This is a genomic window from Mesorhizobium sp. M0715 (assembly GCF_040320355.1).
In the GTDB taxonomy this organism is placed as follows: domain Bacteria; phylum Pseudomonadota; class Alphaproteobacteria; order Rhizobiales; family Rhizobiaceae; genus Mesorhizobium.
Genome location: NZ_JAMYPL010000009.1, coordinates 46,519 through 61,972 on the forward strand (window position 1 = coordinate 46,519; position 15,454 = coordinate 61,972).

Below are 15,454 nucleotides of genomic sequence, written 5' to 3' on the forward strand. Positions count from 1 at the left end.
CAATGGCAATCGCATCGACCGCCGGCGGAGCAAGCCGCGGCATGACGCGGGAGGAGAAGAAAGTCATCTTCGCTTCCTCGCTCGGCACCGTTTTCGAATGGTATGATTTCTATCTCTACGGCGCATTGGCCGGAGCGATCGGCGCGGCATTCTTCGCCTCCTATCCAGAGGCGACTCGCAACATCTTCACGCTGCTGGTTTTCGCCGCCGGCTTCCTGGTGCGCCCGTTCGGCGCGCTGGTGTTCGGTCGCATTGGCGATCTCGTCGGCCGCAAATACACATTTCTTGTCACCATCCTGATCATGGGCCTGTCGACCTTCCTGGTCGGCCTGCTTCCCGGCTCGGCGAACTGGGGCATTGCGGCGCCCATCATCCTGGTCGGGCTGCGCATGCTGCAGGGCCTGGCGCTCGGCGGTGAGTATGGTGGTGCGGCGACCTATGTCGCCGAGCATGCTCCCGACGATCGCCGCGGCTTCTATACGTCGTGGATTCAGACGACGGCGACGCTCGGCCTGTTCCTGTCGCTGATCGTCATCCTGGTCGTGCAGAATTCGCTGAGCAAGGAGGATTTCGCGGCTTGGGGCTGGCGTATTCCGTTCCTGCTCTCGGCCATACTGCTCGGCATATCGGTCTGGATCCGCCTGTCGCTTGCCGAATCGCCGACTTTCCAGCGCATGAAGGACGAGGGCAAGGGCTCCAAGGCGCCGCTGACGGAAGCCTTCGGCCAGTGGAAGAATGCCAAGATCGCGTTGCTCGCGTTGTTCGGCCTCACCGCCGGCCAGGCTGTGGTCTGGTACAACGGCCAGTTCTACGCGCTGTTCTTCCTGGCGAATGTGCTCAAGGTCGACCCACAGTCGGTCAACATCATGATCGCGATTGCGCTGGCGCTCGGCGCGGTCTTCTTCGTCGTGTTCGGCTGGCTATCCGACAAGATCGGCCGCAAGCCGATCATCATGGCCGGTCTCGCGCTGGCGATCGTCACCACCTTCCCGCTGTTCAAGGCGCTGACATGGGCCGCCAACCCGGCGCTCGCCACCGCCCAGCAGAACACGCGTGCGACGGTGACCGCTGCTCCGGGGGACTGCAAGTTCCAGTTCAATCCAACCGGAACACGCAAGCCTCTCACCTCGTGCGATATTGCGACGGACTTCCTGGCCAAAAGCTCGGTGCCCTATGATATCGTCACGACAGCGGCAGCGGGAACAGCGGCCAGCGTCAAGATCGGCGCCGAGACCGTGACGTCTTACGACGCCGTGGCGGCCGCTGATAAGGCTGCTCCAAGCGATGCGGCTTTCAAGAAGGCGATCAACCTGGCGCTTCAGGACGGCGGTTACCCGCTGAAGCGTGCTGCCGCCAAGGTTGCTGACCAAAAGCTCGACGCCTTTGTCGCGGCCAATCCCGAACTGAAGCTCGACGCGGCAGCCATTCGCGCCGGTGAAAAGGCCACTGTCCCGCTCGCCCAGGCGGTCAAGGACAAGCTGCTGACGGCCGATGAGGCTGCCGGCGCCACGGACGTGACCGTCTACAGTGTTCCGGCGGCCGGTGCGTTCGCGATGTTTGCCGACCCGGCGGCGGTCAACTGGGCAAAGGTCATCGGCATCCTGTTCATCCTGGTCCTCTACGTGACCATGGTCTACGGGCCGATCGCGGCGATCCTGGTCGAGATGTTCCCGACCCGCATCCGCTATACCGGCATGTCGCTGCCCTATCACATCGGGAATGGCTGGTTCGGCGGCCTGCTGCCGGCGATCGTGTTCGCGCTCAGCGCCTCCAAGGGCGATATCTACTACGGCCTCTGGTATCCGGTGGTGATCGCGGCGATGTCGCTGATCATCGGCATGATCTTCGTCAGGGATACGCTGGGAACCAACCTGCACGACAAGCAGTAGCTGACAGCTCCAGCATACAAAGATAAAGCCCGGCGCGAGCAATCGCGCCGGGCTTCCTCTTTTCAGGCCAATTATCCGTTGACGAGGGCTGCTGCCCCTCTGTGTCAGCTCTTGCGGCCCCGGGCCTCATCCTCGATGGCTGCCTCATGGTACCAGCCGTCGCCGAAGTCTGCGCGGGCACCACGCAGCGAGGCAAGCTCTGCCGCAAACTTAGCCCTTCCGCTCAAATTTGAGGCAGAGAGGCGCGCTGCCGCCGGGAACATCAGAATTTTGGCCGACGGTCGTGTGGAAATGATTTCCATGCCGGATTCCTTTCTTCCGCCGAACCTTTTCGATTCAACTTGGTCCAAAGATAAGGTCTGCAATCAAGTTAGGCAATATGCCTATGAAAAGATCAGTATTTGCACACTATTTGTGCAAATAACGATTGTGATGGATCCGGGCGCATTGCTTAGGCGCTCACCGACTTTCGAGCGGATGCCGCGTCAATTTTGCCGCACCCTCCGGACCAAGAATGGCACACGAATTGCATTTTAAGTGTGCGGCAGGCCGTCTGCTGACGGCAGACGCATGTCGACGCCGTTCAGTGTTCGGTGATCAAGCAACGAGAGGCTAGAATGACGAAATACAAGCTCGAGTATATCTGGCTCGATGGATATACCCCGGTCCCCAACCTTCGCGGCAAGACGCAGATCAAGGAATTCGCCGAATTCCCTGATCTTGAGCAGCTGCCGCTGTGGGGCTTCGATGGTTCCTCGACCCAGCAGGCCGAAGGGCACAGCTCCGATTGCGTGCTGAAGCCGGTTGCGGTCTATCCGGATCCCGCCCGCACCAACGGCGTGCTGGTCATGTGCGAAGTCATGATGCCCGATGGCGTGACGCCGCACGCATCCAACAAGCGCGCCACCATCCTCGATGACGAGGGCGCCTGGTTCGGCTTCGAGCAGGAATATTTCTTCTACAAGGACGGCCGGCCGCTCGGCTTCCCCGAGAGCGGCTATCCCGCACCCCAGGGCCCGTACTACACCGGCGTCGGCTATTCCAATGTCGGCTCCATTGCGCGCCAGATCGTCGAGGAGCATCTCGACCTCTGCCTCGCCGCCGGCATCAACCACGAAGGCATCAACGCCGAAGTTGCCAAGGGCCAGTGGGAATTCCAGATTTTCGGCAAGGGCTCCAAGAAAGCCGCCGACCAGATGTGGATGGCCCGCTACCTCATGCAGCGCCTGACCGAGAAGTACGGCATCGACATCGAATACCACTGCAAGCCGCTTGGCGACACCGACTGGAACGGCTCTGGCATGCACGCCAACTTCTCGACCGCCTATATGCGCGAAGTCGGCGGCAAGGCCTATTTCGAAGCGCTGATGGCGGCCTTCGACAAGAACCTGATGGATCACATCGCCGTCTACGGCCCGGACAACGACAAGCGTTTGACCGGCAAGCACGAGACCGCGCCGTGGAACCGGTTCAGCTATGGCATTGCCGACCGTGGCGCCTCGATCCGCGTGCCGCATTCCTTCATCAAAAGCGACTACAAGGGTTATCTGGAAGACCGCCGTCCGAACTCGCAGGGCGACCCCTACCAGATCGCCTCGCAGATCCTGAAGACGATCGCCTCGGTTCCGGCAAGCGCCCAGGTTTCGGCCGCCGCGTAAGCGTTTCGGACTGCATGACAAGAAGACCCCGGCGTTTCGCGCCGGGGTTCTTTTTTGGCCGTTACCCGGCTGACGGCATTCCTGGGAAAACATACCCAGAAAAAGTCAGGGAATTCACGCGATCGCAAATCGCCCGGGAGTTCTTGCCGCAGCCATGTGAGCCTCCGGCGATCACTCGCTATAAAGCCCGGAAAAGCGCCTTTTCCAGCCCTTATCCGGGGCAAAGGGCCTTCCATAAGCATCTGTTCATACAGCAGAATCGGCCATTCGCGGCCCGGCTTGCGACGTTGACAGATCACGCTACGGCATGCGTATTCGCAGGCCTTGGGGTTACGTCACGCAATGCTGTTCGGACGGGCGGGGTTTTCTGAACGGCGGCATTGGCGTGGGCGCCGGACGAGCGGTCACTGTAGCCTGAGACAGTGCTCCGCTCGCTCCTGGCTCCAACGTTGGCGACCGAGCGGCCGCCTTGATCTTCACTGGACATCGCCGAGTAGTGATTGAAGTCACCGGACCGACGCTCAAGCCGGCCGCTCCGATGGACCGTAGGTCCAAGAATCCGGGCATCGTGCGATCGCCGAAGACGAAAGGCGGATACGGGCGCGCATGCGGCTGCCGCGCAGGCGAGACATGCCGGTCGGCTGGCAATTCCTATTGGAGCGCAGCAAAAAGCCCTTGAAAGAGGGAAGTCTTTCAAGGGCTTGGTTATGGCGAATCTTAGGCTGAGATTGAAGCCTCAGACGGAGTAGTACATGTCGTATTCGACCGGATGCGGGGTCATTTCGAAGCGCATCACTTCGGCCATCTTCAGCTCGATGTAGCTGTCGATCTGGTCGTCGTCGAAGACGCCGCCAGCCTTCAGGAAGCCACGGTCCTTGTCGAGGCTCTGCAGGGCTTCTCGCAGCGAACCGCAGACGGTCGGGATCTTTTTCAACTCCTTCGGCGGCAGGTCGTAGAGATCCTTGTCCATCGGCTGGCCGGGATGGATCTTGTTCTTGATGCCGTCGAGGCCGGCCATCAGCAGGGCGGAGAAGGCGAGGTAGGGATTCGCGCCCGGATCGGGAAAGCGGACCTCGACGCGCTTGGCCTTCGGCGACGAGCCGAACGGGATGCGGCAGGACGCCGAGCGGTTGCGCGCCGAATAGGCGAGCAGAACCGGCGCTTCGTAACCCGGCACCAGGCGCTTGTAGGAATTGGTCAGCGGGTTGGTAAAGGCGTTGATCGCCTTGGCATGCTTGATGACGCCGCCAATGAAGAAGAGGCAGTTTTCCGACAGACCTGCATATTCATTGCCGGCGAAGGTCGGCTTGCCGTTCTTCCAGATCGACATGTGGACGTGCATGCCCGAGCCGTTGTCGCCGAAGATCGGCTTCGGCATGAAGGTGGCCGTCTTGCCATAGGCGTTGGCGACCTGGTGGACGACATATTTGTAGATCAGCATCTTGTCGGCGTTGCGCACCAGTGCGTCGAACTTGATGCCGAGTTCGTGCTGGGCCGCCGCCACCTCATGGTGATGCTTTTCGACGCGCACGCCCATCTCGGCGAGCACGGTCAGCATTTCCGAGCGCATGTCCTGCGCGCTGTCGATCGGCGGCACCGGGAAGTAGCCGCCCTTGACGCGCGGCCGGTGGCCGAGATTGCCGGTCTCGTAGTCGGTGTCGTCGTTCGACGGCAGTTCCGTGGAGTCGAGCTTGAATCCGGTGTTGTAGGGATCGGCCTTGTACTTCACGTCGTCGAACACGAAGAACTCGGCTTCCGGGCCGACATAGATGGTGTCGCCGATGCCTTCGGCCTTCATGTAGGCCTCGGCCTTCTTGGCCGTACCGCGCGGATCGCGGTTGTAGGATTCACCCGAAACCGGATCGAGGATGTCGCACAGGATGACCATGGTCGACTGCGCGAAGAACGGGTCCATGTGGACAGTGTCCGGATCGGGCATCAGCACCATGTCGGACTCGTTGATGGCCTTCCAGCCGGCAATCGACGAGCCGTCGAACATCACGCCATCGGCGAACATGTCTTCCTCGACCTCGATGACATCCATCGTCACGTGTTGCAGCTTGCCCTTCGGGTCTGTGAAGCGCAGGTCGACGAATTTCACGTCGTTGTCCTTGATCTGCTTCATGATGTCTTTGGCTGTCGTCATGTCATGTATCCCTGTTTGATGACGTTTTTTGTTGATGACGTTTTCAGGAGGAGGGCCGGTCAGGTCAGACCGCGTCCATGCCCGTTTCGCCGGTGCGGATTCGCACAACTTCCTCGATATTGGAAACGAAGATCTTGCCGTCACCGATGCGGCCCGTCTGGGCCGCCTTGCGGATGGCCTCAATGGCGCCTTCGACCGCGTCGTCGCCAAGCACGACCTCGATCTTCACCTTGGGCAGGAAATCGACGACATATTCGGCGCCGCGATAGAGTTCGGTGTGGCCCTTCTGACGACCGAAGCCTTTTGCCTCGGTGACAGTGATGCCTTGCAGTCCGGCTTCCTGAAGCGCTTCCTTCACTTCGTCCAGCTTGAATGGCTTGATGATCGCTTCGATCTTTTTCATGTAAAAAGTGGCCTCCACTGCCAAAAAAACGGGTTGTGACCCCCCGCTTGCGCCTCCATCAAGCACGAACTGTGCCAATTCAGCGGATTCTAAGCGGTCTCATAAGATTTCAAAGCCGCGCCGCACCGGGATGCAAATTCGCGTCATTCACTGCACCGGAAGCGGCATGGGCTGCCAGAGCCTACACAGCGCCAACACCCGCGTCCGCACAAAAATCAGGCACATCGCCTATCCCGCAGGCAATTTTCTGCCCGCGATGCCTTCGTCCCGACGTTATGGCCGCAGATCTCGGCAACTCCCCCTTGTTTGCTTAGGATCGAAATTGGACAATGCTTGATAGCATGCGGATCGGCAATCCATGAGCAACGAACTTCTTGTCCCCGCCGAAATGACCGCGGCTGATCGGCTGACGATCGCGGCCGGTCCGGCCGATGGAATCAGCCTGATGCGGCGCGCGGGCGAAGCGGTCGCGGCCGAGGTTCTCAAGCGCTATCCCTCGGCAAAGCACATCCATGTGCTGTGCGGGCCCGGCAACAACGGCGGCGATGGCTATGTCGTCGCCCGCCTCCTGGCCGGCAGCGGCGTCGGCACAACGATCTGGTCATCCGGAGCGCCGAGGCCGGAAAGCGATGCGGCGCTCGCCGCCGCGGAATCACTGATCAAGTCCCGGCCGCTGTCCGATTTCGACGCCGAGTTCGGCTCGATCGTGATCGACGCGCTCTATGGGGCAGGGCTGTCCAAGCCGCTTTCCGGCGATGCCGCGAAGGCCGTCGATACCGTGACAGCCCTGCGCCTGCCTGTGGTCGCGATCGACCTGCCGTCGGGCGTCTCAGGTGCCAGCGGCGAAATATTGGGCAGGGCGTTTCGTGCCGAGGTCACCGTCACCTTCGCGCGGAAAAAGCCCGGCCACTTGCTGCTGCCGGGGCGCGGGCAATGCGGTGAAATCGTGCTCGCCGATATCGGCATCGATGACGGCATCATCGCCCAGCTCGCTGTCTCGACCTTCGAGAATGTGCCGGACCTGTGGTTGCGGGAATTTCCCCTGCCGGCGGTCGATGCGCACAAATACAAGCGCGGCCATGTCGGCGTCTTTTCCGGCGGTCCCAGTGCTACCGGCGCGGCGCGGCTGTCGGCGATGGCCGCCGCTAGATGCGGGGCAGGGGCGGTCACCGTGCTGTCGCCTGGCAATGCCATGCAGGTGAACGCGACACACCTGACCTCGATCATGCTGCGAGAGGCGGGGTCACTTGAGGAGGTGCAGGAATTTCTGACGGCGCGCCATCCCGAGGCGCTGGTGTTTGGACCGGGGCTCGGGCCAAAGCCCAAGGTCGGCGATTTCGCCCTGCAACTGATCAAGACCTTGGCGGAGGGTGCACGCGCATCGCAAACCGCAAACCACGGAGGAGCGATCGTGCTTGATGCTGACGCCATTACATCTATGGCCCATCAGCCGCAGTCGCTGTTCGAAGCCGCCCGTCACCTGAACGCGCCAGCGTTGGTGATCACGCCGCATGAGGGTGAATTCGGCCGCTTGTTCCCAGATATCGCCGGGGACAAAACCATGTCGAAATTGGACAAGGCGCGGGCGGCCGCAGCGCGGGCCAATGCCGTCATCGTCTACAAGGGCGCCGACACGGTCATAGCAGCGCCCGATGGCAAAGCGGCGATCAACTCCAACGGTGCACCGTGGCTGGCCACAGCCGGGTCAGGCGACGTGCTGTCGGGCATCATTGCCGGTTTGCTCGCACAAGGCATGCCGCCCTTGGAGGGCACCTGCGCGGCGGTGTGGCTGCATGCCGAAGCCGGCAGCCGGTTCGGACCCGGCTTGATCGCCGAGGATCTGCCGCTGGCGCTGCTGCCGGTGTTGCGTGAACTCTTCGACGCGCGCATGGCTGTTCCATGAACCGCGCCCTGGCTCTGCTGCTTGCCACAGTCTTTGCCGTCTTCGTGGCGTCGACGGCGCGCGCCGAGGGCCCTTTGATCATCGTCGACGATCCGGCGGTGCTCGCCGCACTCGATGCCAAGGGTTTCGGCTTCGTCGACGTTTTCGGCGTCGACGGCGAGGACGGTCTAAAGACGCTTTACGACGAGGCACCCGCCTATCACGCCATCGTCGACATCGTTGCCTCTGATGTTGCGGCATTGCGCGCCGAGATGAAAGCCGGTGGGCGGCCGCTCTACGAGATAACCGACGGCAATGTCGGCCGCATCATGGACATGCGCTGGCTGAAGACCGATGCCGCGCGCCTCCGGTTGGTCGGCATCGTCAACCGGCTCGACCGTCGCGATTTCACGCGGCTGCAAGGCGACAGGAACTGCGGCGAGGTGCGCTTCGTCTACCGCCTGGCCTACAGTTTTCGCAAGAACGGCAAGCTGCTGGCATCGCGCCTGCCGTTCAATTTCAATGCCGTCTACAGCGCCGCGCCCGATGCCGACGGCGGCTGCGTCGGTACTGCCGGACGCTGGACGCCACAGCTTGACGAGAGCGTCGATGCCGGCTGGCTGACCGGCGGGCCGCTGGAGAAGGCCGGGCTGACCTTCAAGCAGCTGGAGCTCAACGCGCAGGTGGTGCGCTTCCCCTCCGGACAGGAAACCGAGTTCGGTGGCCAAGCCGCCTATCTCATGCGGGTATTCGGCATCGATGGCGCTGCTATCAGCGAGAAGCCGCTGGAGAACACGCCCGACACCGCACGGCTCTCGCAGGACGCGGCGCTGAAAGCACGGCTTGCCGCCTATGTCGGCGCCAATCTGCCGGCGGTCGATGAAGGCGTTTATGAAATTCCCGACGAGTTCCTGGCCAGAAAGATTATTTCATGGTCGACCTTCGGCAGTGCGCGGCAGGCCAATCACCCGTTTACGCAATTATTCCGACCTGAGGAATTCGCATCGCTCGATTATTCCGCGCTGAAACTCGTGCGCACGCCGGAAGCGCTGGTCGAACGATTGGACAATGGCGCCTGCCAGGGGTGCCATCAGGCCGGTTCGACCGCCGGTTTCCATTTCATCGGGCTAGACGACAAGACGACATCGCCGTTGAACCGCATCGAGGTCGGGGTTTCGCCGCATCTTCATGCCGAGATCCCGCGGCGCCAGGCGTGGCTGGCCGCCACGGCCGAAGGCAAGCAGCCGAACCGCTTCCGTCCGCTCTCCTTTGCGCCGCCGGCGGTCTGGACGAACGCCGGCGCGGTCGATTACGCGCCGGCGGAGATGGCCATGCCGTGCCTGATGCAGGAAGATGCGACCCGCTTCGGCGCGACTTGGCAGTGCAGCAGTGATACCATCTGCACGCCGCTGGCCACCGCTTCGGGCGTGCACACGAAACTGGCGCAATGCCTGCTGCCCAAGGACAGCGAAAAAATGTTTTCCGGCCATCCCTGCCTGACCGGCTCGATCGCCAGCAACGCGGCGCAGCCTTTCAACGACCGCTACAGCATATCAGGCCAGTTCGCGGCCTTCGCGCCTGACGTCTCGCGCACCGCTTACACCTGCCGGCCGCCGAAGATCGGCGTGCCCGCCGGGATTGCCTATCGCGGCTGCAACGACAAGGACCGTACATTTGCCGCCTTCAAAGTCGGCAAGCCTCTGCCGCACGAGATCTGCGGGCTGGTCGGCGGCAAGAAATTCGATATCTGCGTAGCCACCAATAATTTCGACCAATGTCTTGGCGGCGCCGTCAATCGCGGCAACCGGCCGGCCTGTTCGGCCGATCATTTCTGCCGCGAGGACTATATGTGCCAGTCGCTGCCGCCGGACACGCCGGGCATCGGCAAAGTGAAAGGCATCGGCTTCTGCTCGCCGACTTATTTCATCTTCCAGATGCGCATCGACAACCACGCAACGCCATGGGGCAGCCCTGTCCGTGCCACGATGGGAGCGGGGTTTGGTGCGGCGGAAGAGGAGTGAGCTGCCCGACGGTTACCTCCTCGGATAGATGCCCAGCCACGCCTCACAGCGGGATGTTGTCGTGCTTCTTCCAGGGGTTCTGCATGTCCTTGTTGCGCAGCATGCGCAGCGCGCGCGCGATGCGGCGGCGGGTCGAGTGCGGCATGATCACCTCGTCGACATAGCCGCGTTCGGCAGCGACGAAAGGCGACAGGAAGCGATCCTCGTAAGCCTTTGTGTGGGCCGCGATTTTTTCCGCGTCGCCGATGTCCTTGCGGTAGATGATCTCGACCGCTCCCCTGGCGCCCATCACCGCGATCTGCGCGGTCGGCCAGGCGTAGTTCATGTCGCCGCGCAGATGCTTTGACGCCATCACGTCATAGGCGCCGCCATAGGCTTTGCGGGTGATGACGGTGATCTTCGGCACGGTGGCCTCGGCATAGGCGAACAGGAGTTTCGCGCCATGCTTGATCAGCCCGCCATATTCCTGCGCCGTACCCGGCAGGAAGCCGGGGACATCGACGAAGGTGACGATCGGGATCGAAAAACAATCGCAGAAGCGCACGAAACGGGCCGCCTTGCGGCTGGCGTCGGAATCGAGCACGCCGGCCAATACCATTGGCTGGTTGGCGACGAAGCCGACGGTGCGGCCCTCGACGCGCCCGAACCCGGTGACGATGTTCTTGGCGAAGTTCTGCTGGATCTCGAAGAAGTCGCCTTCGTCGACAACTTTCATGATCAGTTCCTTGATGTCGTAGGGCTTGTTGGCGTTGTCGGGAATCAGCCGGTCGAGCGACAAATCATGGTCGGTGACCGACTGGTAGCATTCGATCTCGGGAAGCTCCGATGTGTTGGAAGCCGGCAACAGGTCGACCAGCCGGCGCATCTGCAGCAGCGCCTCGACGTCATTGTCATAGGCGCCGTCGGCGATCGACGATTTCGTCGTGTGGACGGAGGCGCCGCCGAGGCTCTCGGCGGTCACCGTTTCGTTGGTCACCGTCTTCACCACATCCGGCCCGGTGACGAACATGTAGGAAGTGTCGCGCACCATGAAGATGAAGTCGGTCATCGCAGGCGAATAGACGTCGCCGCCGGCGCACGGTCCCATGATGACGGAAATCTGCGGAATGACCCCGGAGGCCAGCACGTTGCGCTGAAAGATCTCGGCATAGCCGCCGAGTGCTGCGACGCCTTCCTGGATGCGCGCCCCGCCGGCATCGTAGAGGCCGATGATCGGCGCCCGGTTGCGCAGCGCCATCTCCTGCACCTTGATGACCTTCTCGGCATGCGCTTCCGACAGCGAGCCGCCGAATACGGTAAAGTCCTTGGCGAAGAGGTAGACCGGGCGGCCGTTGACGGTGCCCCAGCCGGTGACGACGCCGTCGCCGGCGATCTTGGTGTTCTCCATGCCGAAGTCGGTCGAGCGGTGCTCGACATACATGTCGAATTCCTCGAACGAGCCCTCGTCGAGAAACACCTCGATGCGTTCGCGCGCGGTGAGCTTGCCCTTCTTGTGCTGGGCATCGATGCGGACCGGGCCACCGCCCATGCGGGCGATCTCGCGGCGGCGCTCGAGTTCCTTGAGAACGTCTTTCATCGATTACCTCCCAAGCCAGCGGCATTTCGTCGTAATCGTGCCGGCAAGCGAGCGCAAGCGGCGCTTGCGCCACGGGCTTTGCTGCGCTGCAACATGAAGCCCCTTGCAATTGAGGGCGAACTCAGCCATATGCAGCCCATAGGCGCTTGGGCCGGGAACGAATCCGGCCTTCTCGACGAATGAGACTGGTTGCGTCTGTTTTCCCTCTTTCCGGTATATCGGCCCTTTTTCCGGTAAATCACAAAGCGGCGAAAAAGCCCCGTGGCATGATGCCTGCGGGCACGACAGCGCAGCCGAGTGGACGAACCCGTCCGCCCGCCTTGTCGTTCATCACAGATTTTTCGACGGCAGGTTGCGCCCTGCCGCCATCGGTGTTTGCGGCCAGAAGCCGCGTGAAAGAAGATTATTTTGACCAACGAAAACACTTTGCCCGGTAGCGCTGCGGAACTCACGGGTTTCGCGGCACTGGGTATTACGGGCGCGCTGCTCAAGGCCACCCACAACGCCGGCTTCGCCGAGCCGAAGCCGATCCAGGCACAGGCGATCCCGCCGCAGATGGAAGGCCGTGACATTTTCGGCATCGCCCAGACCGGCTCCGGCAAGACTGCGGCCTTCGCGCTGCCGATTCTGTCGAAGATCATTGCGCTTGGCACCAAGCGCCGGCCGAAGACGGCACGTGCGCTGATTCTGGCGCCGACGCGCGAACTCGCCGTGCAGATCGAAGACACGATCAAGATCCTCGCCAAGGGCGCGCATGTCTCGACCGCGCTCGTGCTCGGCGGCGTGTCCCGCTTCAGCCAGGTGAAGAAGGTTGCTCCCGGCGTCGACATCCTAATCGCCACGCCCGGCCGGTTGACCGACCTGGTGCGTGAGGGCGACCTCGTGCTTGCCGACACCAAATGGCTGGTGCTGGACGAAGGCGACCGCATGCTCGACATGGGCTTCATCAACGACGTCAAGCGCATCGCCAAGGCGACCGCGCCCGACCGTCAGACGGTGCTGTTCTCGGCGACCATGCCCAATGAAATCGCCGAACTGGCCAAGGGCCTGCTGAAGAACCCGATTCGTGTCGAAGTCGCGCCGCAAAGCACGGCGGCGGCCGAGATCGTGCAGGGCGTCGTCTTTGCCCGCACCAAGCAGAAGCGCCAGGTGTTGTCGACGATGCTCGCCGACGAGGCGATGAAGTCTGTCATCATCTTTTCGCGCACCAAGCATGGTGCCGACAGGGTGACCAAGGACCTTGAGCGCGACGGCTTCAAGGCCGCCGTCATCCACGGCAACAAGTCGCAGAACGCCCGCCAGAAAGCGCTGAACGATTTCCGCGACGGTTCGGTGCGCATTCTGGTGGCGACCGACATCGCGGCGCGCGGCATCGACGTGCCCGGCATCAGCCATGTCGTGAATTTCGACCTGCCTGATGAAGCCGAGAGCTACGTCCACCGCATCGGCCGTACCGGCCGCAACGGCATGGACGGCATCGCGATCACGCTTTGCGATCCTTCGGAAAACAGCAAGCTGCGCCAAGTCGAGCGCATCATCCGTACCAAGCTGCCGATCGTTGCCGACCATCTCGGCAGCCCCGATCCGCTGCGCAATCCGGCTGAAAAGAACGAGCGCTTCGAGCCGGCCAATGACCGCAACGACCGCAATGGGCGTCGCGACGGCAGGCGGCCCGGTGGCGAGAACAAGGGCAACGGCTTTGGCAAGAAGCGCTTCGGCGACAAGCCGGCCTTCGCCGGCGAGCGCAAGCCGGATGGCGCCAAGCCGGCCTTCAAGGGCAACAACAAGCGCCGCTTCGGCGGCAAGCGCCCGGCGGCGCGGGCTGCGTAAGTAGCCAGCGTTGTAGTCAGTCAAGCTCAGGCTGGCTGATTGCCGGGACAGACCAAGGAAAGGGCGGCTGAAGCGATGCTTCGGTCGCCTTTTTCGTCCGCCTACTTCACCACCGCTTCGATCCAGACGGCGATCCTTTGCGCCAGAAACGCCGTGGTCGATGGCGACAGCGCGTCGCCGGCAATGACGTGATTGTCCGGGTCGCCGGTGTCGTCGACCGAAACCAGTTCATGCGGCGCACCCCAGCGCCCGGCAATCTCGCGGGTGCGGTCGGCCCACACCACTTTGTCCGAATCAGAAAAGATGAACAAAGCAGGGATGGTCGCCTTCTCCACCGGCGCGCCATAGGCAAGCTCGGTCAGCGCCTGCATCGGCAAGGTTGCTTCGATCGGATAGCGGGTGGTCCAGAATTTTTCATGCAGCGCGTTGCGCGGCACGAAGCTGTGTTCCTTGCCGGCGACCAGCCTGGCGATCTGTTTGCCCCACGGCATGGTCAGGATCTCGGCGCCCGAAGCCTTGACGCCGAAATTCGGCGAGATGAACGCGATCGCCGCCACCCCGTCCGATGCACCGGACTGCGTTGCCGCCCAGACCGCCAGCGAGCCGCCGGTCGAAGTCGAGATGACGATCACCTTGTCGCCGATCGCCCGGCCAATGGCGAGTGCTTCCTCATAGTCGTTGATCCAGGCGTTGATGCTGCCTTGCGTCATCGCCGCGCCATCCTGCCCGTGACCGGTAAGGCGTGTGTAGAAGAGATTGGCGTCAAGCTGTTCCGCCACTTCGTCGGGCAGCGAGCGGATTTCGCCCTTCGATGCGGAAAAGCCGTGGATGTAGACGATCGACAGCGGGGTCGTGGCATGCACCAACGGATCGGCCCAGACGATCTCTTTTTCCAGCCCGTCACGGATTCCGGGGATGGCGGCTTCCGCCTTTGCCACATAGGCCTGCGGATCGTCAGCGATGAGCGAGGGATCGAAACGGATAGTGGTGTCGACGCGAACGCGCGGGCCGAGCACGAAGGCCAGTGCGAGAATGGCGATAAGGCCCAGCACAGCAAGCACGATCCGTCGCCCCATCGCAGACTCCACGCAGCACTTGCCTCAACCATGGCGACGGCGGCCCGAAACGGTGAGCCTGCCAATTTCGCCGGCGTCCTATTCGATCGGGGGCTTGCGGTCGTAATGCAGCGGCCGCGCCTTCCAACTGGTCATCAGGCTGATAAACCCTCTGCACAGCGGCCTCGGCAGCAGGCCGAGCAGTTTCAGGGGCCAGCTGGTCCGGCGCGGGAAATGGACTTCGAAGCCGCCCGACTTGATGCCCCGCGCCATGCGGCGCGATGCGCGGCTGACCGGCATCAGTCCCGGCATGGGCAGCATGTTCTTCTCGGTCAGCGGGGTGTCGATGAAGCCGGGATTGAACACCTGGATACGCACGTTCATCTTGTCGAAATCATACTTCAGCGACTCGGCCAGAATGTTGATGGCCGCCTTGGTGCCGCCATAGGCGGCCGTTGTCGGCCAGCCGAAATAGGATGTCACCGAGCCGACCAGCACGACATGGCCGCGCGCCCGCACACGCATGCGTTCGACCGCGGGCACGAGGCCGTTGATGATGCCGAAATAATTGACCTCGAAGGACCGCCGAAAGTCGTTGACGACAAGATTCTCCCCCGGCGTCGAAATGTAGTTCCCTGCATTGAAGATGGCGAGCACGATGGGACCGAGTTCCTTCTCGATCGCGGCGACGGTTCTTGCCATGCGCGGCTCGTCGGTGACATCGCAAGGAAAGGCCGTGACACTGCCCGGCATCTGCGCGGTCTCGACGACAAGCGTGTCGATCGGATCGTCGTCAAGCGCCGTCACCGCGACGGCATAGCCCTGGGAAGCAAGATCCCTGGCCAGCGCACGGCCGATGCCGCTTGAGCCGCCCGTGATCCAGGCGACGCCGTGCTTCGGGTTAGCCCGGTAGAGTGTCATGCTGCGCCCTGTCGACTTGTTGGTGCTTTGCTCTAGCGGTGAAGAAATCGAATGAAAAGCCGCTTTTCAACGT

The 15,454-nt window shown here is 62.3% G+C and carries 11 protein-coding genes; 5 read left to right on the forward strand and 6 right to left on the reverse strand.

Translation table 11 applies throughout. The features are described from left to right. Nucleotides 1-2 precede the first annotated feature (2 nt). Nucleotides 3-1,889 (forward strand): MFS transporter, encoded by a 1,887-nt coding sequence (locus tag NKI21_RS13435; RefSeq protein ID WP_023812073.1) that lies wholly within the window; start codon nt 3-5, stop codon nt 1,887-1,889. 104 nt (nt 1,890-1,993) lie between these two features. On the opposite strand, the gene NKI21_RS13440 is transcribed toward NKI21_RS13435, so the two are convergent. Next, nucleotides 1,994-2,191 (reverse strand): DUF2735 domain-containing protein, encoded by a 198-nt coding sequence (locus NKI21_RS13440; protein ID WP_023812072.1) that lies wholly within the window; start codon nt 2,189-2,191, stop codon nt 1,994-1,996. Between the two features lie 315 nt (nt 2,192-2,506). On the opposite strand from NKI21_RS13440, the gene NKI21_RS13445 reads away from it, so the two are divergent. Then, nucleotides 2,507-3,547, forward strand: coding sequence for a glutamine synthetase beta-grasp domain-containing protein (locus tag NKI21_RS13445; RefSeq protein ID WP_023812071.1), 1,041 nt, complete (start codon nt 2,507-2,509; stop codon nt 3,545-3,547). Between the two features lie 736 nt (nt 3,548-4,283). Here NKI21_RS13445 and glnA read toward each other — a convergent pair. Together glnA and NKI21_RS13455 are read right to left on the reverse strand one after the other, a co-directional pair. Then, nucleotides 4,284-5,693 (reverse strand): type I glutamate--ammonia ligase, encoded by a 1,410-nt coding sequence (gene glnA / locus NKI21_RS13450; RefSeq protein ID WP_128306005.1) that lies wholly within the window; start codon nt 5,691-5,693, stop codon nt 4,284-4,286. A 64-nt stretch (nt 5,694-5,757) separates the two neighbouring features. After that, nucleotides 5,758-6,096, reverse strand: coding sequence for a P-II family nitrogen regulator (locus tag NKI21_RS13455; RefSeq protein ID WP_006205430.1), 339 nt, complete (start codon nt 6,094-6,096; stop codon nt 5,758-5,760). Nucleotides 6,097-6,454: 358 nt separating this feature from the next. Here NKI21_RS13455 and NKI21_RS13460 point away from each other — a divergent pair, with 358 nt between their 5' ends. Beyond that, a complete protein-coding gene (locus tag NKI21_RS13460) occupies nt 6,455-7,999 on the forward strand; it encodes an NAD(P)H-hydrate dehydratase (protein WP_352441549.1) in 1,545 nt (514 codons plus the stop codon). After that, nucleotides 7,996-9,999: a hypothetical protein gene (locus NKI21_RS13465; protein ID WP_352441548.1), complete on the forward strand. Its 2,004-nt coding sequence runs from the start codon at nt 7,996-7,998 to the stop codon at nt 9,997-9,999. The genes NKI21_RS13460 and NKI21_RS13465 overlap by 4 nt, the downstream gene beginning before the upstream one ends. Before the next feature lie 43 nt (nt 10,000-10,042). Here the strand turns inward: NKI21_RS13465 and NKI21_RS13470 are convergent, their stop codons facing one another. Further along, the gene (locus NKI21_RS13470) at nt 10,043-11,575 is read right to left on the reverse strand and encodes an acyl-CoA carboxylase subunit beta (RefSeq protein ID WP_352775222.1); all 1,533 of its coding nucleotides are present in this window, start codon (nt 11,573-11,575) and stop codon (nt 10,043-10,045) included. 408 nt (nt 11,576-11,983) lie between these two features. On the opposite strand from NKI21_RS13470, the gene NKI21_RS13475 reads away from it, so the two are divergent. Further along, nucleotides 11,984-13,405, forward strand: coding sequence for a DEAD/DEAH box helicase (locus tag NKI21_RS13475; protein WP_352441547.1), 1,422 nt, complete (start codon nt 11,984-11,986; stop codon nt 13,403-13,405). 101 nt (nt 13,406-13,506) lie between these two features. On the opposite strand, the gene NKI21_RS13480 is transcribed toward NKI21_RS13475, so the two are convergent. Together NKI21_RS13480 and NKI21_RS13485 are read right to left on the reverse strand one after the other, a co-directional pair. Beyond that, the gene (locus NKI21_RS13480; RefSeq protein WP_352865919.1) at nt 13,507-14,481 is read right to left on the reverse strand and encodes an alpha/beta hydrolase; all 975 of its coding nucleotides are present in this window, start codon (nt 14,479-14,481) and stop codon (nt 13,507-13,509) included. Between the two features lie 78 nt (nt 14,482-14,559). After that, entirely contained in the window at nt 14,560-15,381 is an 822-nt protein-coding gene (locus tag NKI21_RS13485) for an SDR family oxidoreductase (protein WP_023812065.1), read from the reverse strand. Nucleotides 15,382-15,454 lie beyond the last annotated feature (73 nt).

What these genes read in the sequence shown, in the direction of transcription:
- NKI21_RS13480 (WP_352865919.1), bottom strand. Translation starts at nt 14,481, where the DNA reads ATGGGGCGACGGATCGTGCTTGCTGTGCTGGGCCTTATCGCCATTCTC.
- glnA (WP_128306005.1), bottom strand. Translation starts at nt 5,693, where the DNA reads ATGACGACAGCCAAAGACATCATGAAGCAGATCAAGGACAACGACGTG.
- NKI21_RS13435 (WP_023812073.1), top strand. Translation starts at nt 3, where the DNA reads ATGGCAATCGCATCGACCGCCGGCGGAGCAAGCCGCGGCATGACGCGG.
- NKI21_RS13460 (WP_352441549.1), top strand. Translation starts at nt 6,455, where the DNA reads ATGAGCAACGAACTTCTTGTCCCCGCCGAAATGACCGCGGCTGATCGG.
- NKI21_RS13445 (WP_023812071.1), top strand. Translation starts at nt 2,507, where the DNA reads ATGACGAAATACAAGCTCGAGTATATCTGGCTCGATGGATATACCCCG.
- NKI21_RS13470 (WP_352775222.1), bottom strand. Translation starts at nt 11,575, where the DNA reads ATGAAAGACGTTCTCAAGGAACTCGAGCGCCGCCGCGAGATCGCCCGC.
- NKI21_RS13455 (WP_006205430.1), bottom strand. Translation starts at nt 6,096, where the DNA reads ATGAAAAAGATCGAAGCGATCATCAAGCCATTCAAGCTGGACGAAGTG.
- NKI21_RS13485 (WP_023812065.1), bottom strand. Translation starts at nt 15,381, where the DNA reads ATGACACTCTACCGGGCTAACCCGAAGCACGGCGTCGCCTGGATCACG.
- NKI21_RS13440 (WP_023812072.1), bottom strand. Translation starts at nt 2,191, where the DNA reads ATGGAAATCATTTCCACACGACCGTCGGCCAAAATTCTGATGTTCCCG.
- NKI21_RS13465 (WP_352441548.1), top strand. Translation starts at nt 7,996, where the DNA reads ATGAACCGCGCCCTGGCTCTGCTGCTTGCCACAGTCTTTGCCGTCTTC.